At 46.9% G+C, this 9,884-nt stretch carries 4 protein-coding genes; all 4 read right to left on the reverse strand.

The window, feature by feature from the left end; translation table 11 throughout:
- Position 1: 1 nt before the first annotated feature.
- The 4 genes from B5F34_RS04865 to B5F34_RS04880 all read right to left on the reverse strand — a co-directional run bounded on the left by B5F34_RS04865 (position 2) and on the right by B5F34_RS04880 (position 9,135).
- Positions 2-1,633, reverse strand: a complete 1,632-nt coding sequence (locus tag B5F34_RS04865) for a RagB/SusD family nutrient uptake outer membrane protein (protein ID WP_087335635.1) — start codon at positions 1,631-1,633, stop codon at positions 2-4.
- A 16-nt stretch (positions 1,634-1,649) separates the two neighbouring features.
- Positions 1,650-4,760 (reverse strand): TonB-dependent receptor, encoded by a 3,111-nt coding sequence (locus tag B5F34_RS04870; RefSeq protein ID WP_087335637.1) that lies wholly within the window; start codon positions 4,758-4,760, stop codon positions 1,650-1,652.
- A gap of 143 nt (positions 4,761-4,903) precedes the next feature.
- Complete coding sequence (locus B5F34_RS04875; protein ID WP_087335639.1) at positions 4,904-7,090, reverse strand: glycoside hydrolase family 97 protein; 2,187 nt, start codon at positions 7,088-7,090, stop codon at positions 4,904-4,906.
- Between the two features lie 191 nt (positions 7,091-7,281).
- Entirely contained in the window at positions 7,282-9,135 is a 1,854-nt protein-coding gene (locus tag B5F34_RS04880) for a glycoside hydrolase family 13 protein (RefSeq protein ID WP_087335642.1), read from the reverse strand.
- Between the last annotated feature and the right edge of the window lie 749 nt (positions 9,136-9,884).

The following is a 9,884-nucleotide window of genomic DNA, read 5'->3' on the forward strand; positions in this document are numbered from 1 at the left end:
ATTAATAACCGGGATTTTGTTCCAGATTGCCGTTTACGCTCAGGTCCGTAGTGGGAATGGGGTAGAGGTTGTAACGGTCGTCCACGGCCACACCGGTGGGTGTACCTCCTTTCTCAACCCACAGATAGTTGCCCGATGTGAATAGTCCAAATCGGATAAGGTCTGTGCGGCGTGTACATTCAAAATACATTTCGCGTTGGCGTTCGTTCAGCAGATTACCATATTGTACGCTGCTGGTGGTACCTCCGATGCTGGCATTAGCCGTCAGCCAACTGCTGCTGATGTCATGGCTGTGGTCACCATAGCCACGGGCACGCAGCTCGTTGATGTAGGTTACGGCCTGCTCCATGCTGCCTCCCTGTCCACCGCGGGCTACGGCCTCTGCGTAATTCAGGTAGATTTCACCCAAGCGGAAGAGGGGGAAGTCTGTGTCTGGGAAAGTAGCATTTTTGCCGTCTGTTCCGTCGCTGTTCAGGTTAGTGAACTTATATACCGACCAGCCTTGCGTGTCGAATGTGGCATAAGACGTGGTGATGTCTATGCTCTTGCTGCCGCTGTAAAAGATGCCACGCTTGTCCAGTATGTTTTCGTCAGTCCACGTGCTTTCGTCCGTGCTTGGAAAGTCAAATACACGTACTAAGTTACCGGTACCTCGGAATCCGGCCCATCCGGAACCAATGCCGCTGGCTCTTTCCGGGCTGCTGGCACGTGTGCCCAGTATAATGGCACCGATGCCATAAGATTGGGTTGTTTCACCGTCTGCCATGATGGGAAAGATGATTTCTTTGGAGGCTGTAGAGTTTTCGCCGTTGTTAGCCATGAACAGTTCGTCGTAGTTGTCGGCCAAGCTATAACCGGCGTTGATGACATTGTTACAGCGTGCGATGCAGTCATCATAACGCGGTGTGCCTGTATAGACTTCTGCATTAAGATACATGCGTGATAGCAGGGCGTCTACAGCTGCTTGTCCGGCATGTCCGTATTCGCCTTGTCCGGGCAGGTCGTCATAAATATCCAGCAGTTCGCTTTCAATCCAGTTGAAGTAGTCGGCGCGTGTGGCAAGCTGACTGGGATTTAATGAGTAGTTGGATTCTGTAATGAAGGGAGGACGTCCGAACAAATCCATCAGTGAATAGTAGGCCAATGCCCGGCAGAACCGTGCTTCGGCAGCATACTGTGCCTGGTTGATTTCAGCCGGTGCATTGCCGATGTTGTTCATAAAGTCATTAACCAAAGCCACGATGTACATGCCGCGTTGGTAAGCACCTTCAATTGATTCCACCTGAGCTGTGGTCCACGTCATGGAGTTCATAGACGATACCCATGCATCGCCCCATGCGTTCTTTGTCTCATCGGTGGGGCAAGTCTGTAGGGTAAACCAGCAGCGCAACAGCACGGTATTACCGGCATCCAGACCACTGATGTCGGACGAACCGGCACCGTCTTGTCCGGAGAGTGCCCATACGGAATAAATTTTGTTCAGAGCCTGAGTATAGCTTTCGGCACTGTCATACGCTTTGTTGGAGGTCGTAATATCAGGATCCAACGGAAATACGTCAAGATCGTTAACGCAGCTGGTTGTAGTCAATAATCCGGTCCCCAGCAAGGATATTGCAATATGTTTCAGTTTCATAATAGTCTAATGTGTATTAAAAGTTAAGATTAAGTCCTAAAGTATATGTGCGTGGACGTGGCCACATATTGCCGTCTACACCATTGACTCCCGGTATTTCGGGGTCGATTCCCGAATATTTCGTGATGGTGAATACGTTTTGTACGCTGAAGCTGATACGTCCTGAAAGTTTCTCGGTAAAGAATTTATCGAACGAGTAACCTACTGTGATGTTATCCATCTTCAGGTAAGAGGCATTTTCCAGATAGAGGTCGGTCAGTTGGCTTTCTACGCTGCTGTGGGTGTAGCGAAATCCACCGGTCTGTTCCAATGCTTCTTTGTTGTGGTTGCTCAGTGTGCCCAGACCGCCATAGTTGGCATACGTGCCGTGTTCGGCTGTCTGTGAGTTGAAAGCATAATTGCCGAGGCTGGCGCGGAGGTTGAAGCCCAAATCCCAATTTTTCCATTGGAATTGTGAACTGAAGCCCATATAGACGTCAGCCAGTGGACTTTTGCCGGTGAAGTAGCGGTCTCCGTCGTCAATGGCGCCGTTCCCGTTGCGGTCTACGATTGCTCCCTGTATAGGTTTGCCGTTTTCATCATATACCTGTTCGAAGAGCCAGAAGGTGTAGGGGGCATGTCCTACCTGATGTCTGGCCACGGGAGTGTTGGTGCCGAAACTTACCGTAGAAGCCACAATGCCTTCGTAATCAGGATTGTAATTGGCTGTCAGTTTTGTAATCTTACTGTCGTTCCAAGTGATATTGTAACCAATCGTCCAAGAGAAGTCTTTCGTTTGGATGGGCACGGCATTGATGTTGAACTCTACGCCTTTGTTTTCCATCTCGCCCACGTTGGCAGTGATTTGGTTGGTAAAGTTTGTGCCTGCAGGCGCACTTACTGTATTCAGCAGGTCTTTGGTCTTCTTTACGTAGAATTCCAGGCTACCATTGATGCGGTTATTCAAGAAACCGTAGTCAACTGCCACGTTGTATGTGTGCGTTTCTTCCCACTTCAGGTCGGGGCTGTAACCGTCCGGTTTCAGAAGGTAAGAACCGTTGTACATTGTATTATTGTTGGTACTGAACACGTATTTTGTAAGATACATATAGTCGCCTATGTCCTGCTGGCCGGTGATACCATAACCTAAACGAAGTTTTAAGTTGGAAAGTACGTTGCGGGTATTGTTCATGAACCTTTCATTGATAATGCTCCATGCCAGTGCGACAGATGGGAACATACCCCAACGGTTATTCTCGCTGAACCGTGAAGAACCGTCTCGGCGCAAGGTAGCGGTGAGCAAGTAACGGTCCATCAGGTTGTAGTTCAAACGTCCGAAGAAAGATACCAGGTAGTTTTCATACGGATTAGCGCTGCTGTCATCACGGTAGTAACGTTGTTCGCTTTCGTTCCAGGTCCAGCCTGCAGGTGCACTTATGCCTTCATATTGACCGGTAGCTACGTTGGATTTCTGCTGGGTAAAGTCCTTGTAATAGAAGTGCTGCCATGAATAACCCACCATCAGGTCTACATTACTTTTGATAGGCTCGAAGTAGTGTACGTAGTTGGCATAGAAGTCCAGCAAATGGTTACGGCGCAAGTTGCTCCAAGAGCCGCCTTGGCCTAAACCAGGGAAGTCGGTGTCTTTGACAGCTTGGTATGAGCCTGGATTTACGTAGTTGTCACCCGTAGTTTTGGCAACGTCATAACCCAAGTTCAGATTCAGACGCAAATCCTCAAAACCGTGTATTTTGTAGTCTAATTGGATGTTGCCTAAGCTACGTTTGGTGGTGCCTTGATTGTTCACATCATAAAGCAGAGACAAGGGATTGACTGCAGCATTATCGTCTGGTCTGTATCCGGTGATATTTCCGTCGTTGTCTCTGATGGTATTGGTATGACCGTAGAGACCGTTGTAACCATTTAAACCTTCTGTGTAATTGCCGGTAGCATAAACGGGCTTTGTAGGGTCGTAATAAACGGCAGCACCTACGGCGCCTGAGTCAGCAAAACGGTTGTTGTTGATAGTACCCTTGACGTTAATGTCCACGCTCAAGTGATCGTTAAAGAACTTAGGGCTGAGGTTGATGGCACCTGTGTAACGCTCGTAGTCGGAAGTTTTCAGCGTACCGCGTTCTTTATTGTAGCCGAAAGATACACGGAAAGGCATGAATCCTGCTTTGCCCGATACGGCAATGTTCTGGTCTGTACCTAAACCAGCTTGGAAGATTTCATCCTGCCAGTCGGTCGAGACACCAGGATACATGTTCAACTGACTTTCAATGGTGCTATATACATCTGTACCTGCATATTGGCTAAGCATAGTTTCGCGAAACTCATTTCCATCCATTACATTGACACGCTTGTATGGGTCTTTGAAGGAGTAGGTGCTGTTGTAAGTCACCTTGATTTTACCCTCTGCACCCTTCTTCGTGGTGATGATAATGACACCGTTGGATGCGCGCGAACCGTAGATTGCTGTTGCAGAAGCATCCTTCAACACGGTGAATGTTGCAATGTCGTTCGGGTTGATGGTTGCTAAGGCGTTGGGGGTTCCGGGAGCTGCATCGTTAGATACAGGTACACCATCAATGACGATCAGCGGGTCATTGCTGGCGTTCAGAGAAGCGCCGCTACGGATACGAATGGTAGAACCTGAACCCGGGCCGCCGTCGCCGCTCGTTACACTGAGGCCCGGAACCTTGCCTTGCATCAGTTCCTGCGGAGAAGTTACTGCACCGCGGTTGATTTCTTCTGCTTCAATAGCTACTACCGAACCGCTCAAGTCGCTCTTCTTCACCGAGCCATAACCAATGACTACGACTTCGTCCAGCATTTCAGTGTCTTCTTTCAAGATGACATTCATTTGCTCTTCAGCTGGCAGTTCTACGGTTTTGTAGCCGATGTAACTGATGACAATGATGTCACCTTTTTTGGCTTGGAAGGTAAAATTGCCGTCCAGGTCAGTAATGGCACCGTTGGTGGTACCTTTAATCTGGACGCTTGCTCCGATGACACCCAGTCCGGTCTCATCCTTCACAATGCCTTTGACCGTGATGCTTTGGGCAAAGGCCTGCACAGAAAGCAAGATACCCACTACCCATAGTAATAGGAACTTGCCTGAACTTCTTAGAATTCTTACTTTCATGATGATTAAATTGAAGTTTGTATTAAATTGATTTGGTTGTTTCTCTTTAAATCTTTCCTCTCGTCCCGTAAGGGAGGGGGAGAGGAAAGAAGTTACCCATTGAAGACTACAATCTTTTTACCAGCTTTTACTATTTTATTTCTTCATTTCACCTCTTTGATGGAGATGGCATATCCGCCGCCCACGGCTGCTTTCAGCTTCAGCTTGCTTTTGCTGGTTACTTTCTTCTTGGTAATGGTGTAAGCTTGCGGATTTGTTTCCCAATGGGCATCTTTGGCATCTGCGTAAATAGTAGCTTCATACTTCTTACCCGGAGTAAGAAAATCCAAGCGGAGGTCTGACTCATGACCGTTATAGCCCGCTGTACAGCCCACGTACCAGTCGTCCGTACCTTTGGCCCGGCGGGCAATAGTAATATATTCGCCCGGTTCGGCTTCTAAGTATCTGCTTTCATCCCAGTCGATGGCTACGTCTTTGATAAATTGGAAAGCATCCATGAAGCGTTCATAGTTCTCAGGAATGTCGGCTGCCATTTGCAGGGGGCTGTACATTGTGACATACAAGGCCAGTTGGCGAGCCAGAGTTGAACGGACGTGTGAAGTGTTGCCCGGATTTATTTTGCTGCAATCCATCTCGAAGATGCCGGGTGTATAATCCATCGGTCCGCCAATGAGACGGGTAAACGGAAGTATAGTCGTATGATATACTTTGTTACCGCCAAATGATTCATATTCTGTACCGCGGGCCGATTCATTGCCAATCAGATTGGGGTAAGTGCGGCACAGACCGGTGGGGCGTACAGCTTCGTGTGCATTGACCATAATTTTATATTCGGCAGCCTTGGTTACAGCATAGAGGTAGTGGTTCACCATCCATTGTCCGTAGTGGTGTTCGCCGCGTGGAATAATGTCGCCCACGTAGCCGCTTTTTACCGAATTGTATCCGTTTTCCACCATAAAGCGGTAGGCTTTGTCCATGTGTCGTTCATAATTGCGTACGGATGAGGATGTTTCATGGTGCATCATCATTTTAACTCCTTTACTTTCTGCATAGCGATGGATTTCTTTCACATCAAAGTCCGGATAGGGTGTCACAAAGTCGAAAACATAGTCTTTGCTTTTTCCGAACCAGTCTTCCCATCCTTCGTTCCAGCCTTCCACCAATACGGCATCAAAACCATGTTCGGCGGCAAAGTCGATGTAGCGTTTCACATTGGCAGTATTGGCCGAGTGTTTACCGTTGTGGGTGGTTTGGGTATAATCTGTTTCTCCCAGTTTTACGCTATACACATCATCCGTATAGGCCCATGTACCTTTATTGGTAATCATGTCCCACCAGATACCTACATATTTCACCGGTTTGATCCACGAAGTATCGGCATACTTACAAGGCTCGTTCAAGTTGAGTGTAATACGTGAGGCCAGAATGTTTCGTGCATCATCGCTTACGATAATGGTGCGCCAAGGCGAATGACATGGTGTCTGCATATATCCCTTGTCGCCTTTGGCATCTGGTGTCAGCCAAGATTCGAATATCATGTTCTTATCGTCCAGATTAAGACTCATGCAGGAATAATCTACCAAGGCTGCTTCATGCAGGTTTATATAGAGTCCATCGTCTGTTTTCATCAGCAAAGCAGTCTGTACACCGGTGGGTGAGAATACAGTCTGCGACGAATTAGGGGTGACGGCATCTTTCATCAGCTTTCGGATTTCGGAAAGGCGGGAGATGGTGTAATCATACTCTTGCGTATCGTAATCGCCCGGAATCCAATAGGCAGTGTGGTCACCTGTCATGGCAAACTGGCTATGTTCTTCTTTGATGACGAAATAGTTCAGGTTCTTCTGTTGTGGAAATTCGTAGCGGAAGCCCAAGCCGTCGTTGAACAGCCGGAAGCGGATGATGATGTAACGTTCGTTGTCCGGTTGGTTCAGTGTTACCGCCAGTTCATTGTAATGGTTGCGTATTTCGCTTTCTTCGCCCCATACGGGTTTCCATGTTTCATCGAAAGTTGCAGTTTGCGTGTCTTTGATGACAAAGCCATTCATCAGGTTGGCTTTCGAATCCAGCCTGCTTTTTTCTTTGTCACTCATCTCTGTCCATTCGAAGTCCGTTTTTTTGTCGGCATCTTCTTTTTTCAGTTCCAATCCCAATGTACTGGGTTTGATAACTGTTTGGTTTTTGTAGTACAATTCATAGGTTGGTGCACCTGCCTGGTTCAGGCTGAAGTTCATCACTAGATTGCCGTCCGGTGAGGTTAGCTTTTGCGCTTGGGCAAAGACGGCACTACAGCATAGGGCTGTGATGGTAAGTTTTCTTTTTAGGTTCATACTGTCTCGTGGTATTAAAAGGATTAAGGTACGATTCCCTTTCGGGTTATACCGATGGCGAAATTAGACATTTCAGAATCTTCCTTATCCGGTTGAAATTAAAATATAAATGAATTAAGTTTGTTTTCTTATTCAATAGCTTGTGTATAAACTGTTTGTATAAAAAGCTGTTTTGGTAAAATAGAAACTTTTTAGAAACAGAGCAGTAGCGATTCGCGTTGCTTGAGCGACAGTTTCCCTTTCAGATTGATGGTCTTTCCGCTCAAAACATCAGTAGCCTGGGCTTTCGGAAGTATTTCTTTATAGGGCGTCAAGTCCAGTTCTTGAGGTTTATCCGTGCCATTCATGATGATGACAGCCGATTGGTTGCCGTACTTTCGTTCGTACACATACGTGCCGTTAGCAATAGAAAAATGCTTCAGGGTACCTTTGCCGACAGCTTCGTTTCCTTTGCGCCAGTTCAGCAGCTTGCGGGTGTAGTCAAAGGCTTCGTTCTGTAACTTGGTACGTCCTTCTCTGGTAAAGCAGTTGGTCTTGTCGCCAGTCCATCCGCCGGGGAAATCCCTGCGTAGTGTGCCGTCTCCCTCGCCCTTATCGCCCGGCATCAGAATCTCCGTACCATAATAAATTTGCGGAATGCCTCGTGTCGTGAGCAAATAAAGCAATGCCTGCTTGTAGCGTGTGATGTTTTTGGTCTGTTCTTCCCAGGTGTAGAAACGCGAAGTGTCGTGATTGTCGAGGAAAGTGAGCAGATTCATTGGGTTGGCATAGACCAGGTCTTGCGTAATGTAGTCGTACAGCCAGTAGAGGCCGCCTGCCCAGTCGGTAGTTTCCTCATCGAAAGCCTTGTTCATCAGTCCCTGCAGTGGGAAATCCATTACTGTGGGGAGATTAGAGTTGCGCGGAGCTGCCAGTTTGCTGTCTTTCTGCCAGAAAGATACCAATACGTTACTGTTCAGCCATGTTTCGCCCACGATATTGAAGTTGGGATATTCTTCCAATACTTCTTTGCACCATTCAGCCATGAAGTCGAAGTCGGCATACGGGTGTGTATCTTGGCGGATGCCGTTGATGCCGGCAAATTCTATCCACCAGATGCTGCTTTGTATGAGATACCGGGCCACGTGGCGGTTGCGTTGGTTCAGGTCGGGCATAACCTGTGTGAACCACCCGTCGGTGGCTATTTTTCGTTCGTAGTCTGCGGCATGGATATCTTGCACGCTGGCCGTTTTATACGAAGTAGGTACAAAGTGCGATTTGAAGTTGAACCAATCATCAGAGGGGCGGTCTTTGAACAGGTAGTTCTCGCTGCCACAGTGGTTGAAAATCATGTCCATTACCACCTTCAGACCTTTGGCGTGGGCCTTGTCTACCAGTTGTTTAAATTCGCCGTTGTTGCCGAACCTCCTGTCTATCTGGTAATAATCGGTGATGGCATAACCGTGGTAAGAGCCATCGGGCATATCGTTTTCCTGGGTAGGGTTCAGCCAGATGGCCGTTACGCCCAAATCGGCAATGTAGTCCAAGTGGTCTTCAATGCCTTTCAGGTCTCCACCATGGCGGGCATATTGCTCATTACGGTCTACTTTGTTTTCCAGCATGCCTTCTACGACATCGTTACTGGGGTCGCCGTTGGCAAAACGGTCGGGCATGATGAGGTATAGCACATCTTGTGCTGTGAATCCCTCGATGTCTTCCCCTTTGCGCGTGCGTTGCTTCAACTCGTAGGGGACGGTAGTTGTCTTTTTACCTTTTTTCAGTACAATGTTGAAAGTCTGGGGGGCAGCTTCCGACAAGTCTACGTACAGCAAGAGGTAATTAGGATTGGCCTGTTTTACCACTTCTTTCAGAATGACATCCTGACTGGAAATGGTCACATCGGACGAGGCAATGTCTTTGCCATACAACAAAATTTGTAACTCTGGGTTTTTCATCCCTGCCCACCAGAATGTGGGCGCCATTTTTTCGATGTTTGCTGCTCGGGCGGCACTGTGCCAACCGAATAAACTGAATACAGCCATGATAAGAAGAATTATTCGCTTCATGATACTTGAAATTTGGTTTGCTGCAAAAGTAGAGTGTTTATGTGTACCTGAGTGGACTTGGAATCTTTTTATAAATGAATGAAAATACTAATATGCTGTAATACAACTATTTGTTAGGCTTGGAAATGCTCGAAAATATAAATGGTTTCGAAGTATTTTAGGCCTTTTTTGAGAGTCTTTTTCATTGATTTCGGGGATTTCTTCTCTGCTTTTGTCTTGTTGTCGGCTACAGATGGATGTATGTTAAGAGGAGGTTGTGCAGGGGACGAATGTGAGGGGAGCAACCGGTCTTTGTGAATGACATTACCGGCAGGTGAAGTATCTCCGTATCCGTACTATATAAGAAGCAAATCTCAAAGGTATAAGCACCAACATGCTTATACTTTAGAAGGACGCTTCCTCTATATTAGAATTAGAGCCTGTCGTACATTTGTGCGACAGGCTCTAAGGAACAGACGTTATTCGCCGTAGCAAACTGTTTTAAAGTCTCAAGATTTCTTTTGTCAGTTTTTCCCTTTTTCTTAAAATAATTATCTTTGCAACGTGCTTCCCGAAGTAGGCAACCGGCGGTAGCAGGTAGCTTTTCTTTTTCTGAGATGCACTTGTGTAGTACTGTATTTTTTAATGTATAACCCGTTGGTGGAATTAAAGGCATAAAACTTTTATGAAGAAAAAGTTGCGCATATTATTGGTATTTAGTAAATTAGAGGTGTCTAAACATCTGATTTACATACACCGTATGCACAACT

This window comes from Mediterranea sp. An20, assembly GCF_002160055.1.
In the GTDB taxonomy this organism is placed as follows: Bacteria; Bacteroidota; Bacteroidia; order Bacteroidales; family Bacteroidaceae; genus Bacteroides; species Bacteroides avicola.

Coding starts and splice junctions, on each gene's coding strand:
- B5F34_RS04880 (WP_087335642.1), bottom strand. CDS start 9,135: ATGAAGCGAATAATTCTTCTTATCATGGCTGTATTCAGTTTATTCGGT.
- B5F34_RS04870 (WP_087335637.1), bottom strand. CDS start 4,760: ATGAAAGTAAGAATTCTAAGAAGTTCAGGCAAGTTCCTATTACTATGG.
- B5F34_RS04865 (WP_087335635.1), bottom strand. CDS start 1,633: ATGAAACTGAAACATATTGCAATATCCTTGCTGGGGACCGGATTATTG.
- B5F34_RS04875 (WP_087335639.1), bottom strand. CDS start 7,090: ATGAACCTAAAAAGAAAACTTACCATCACAGCCCTATGCTGTAGTGCC.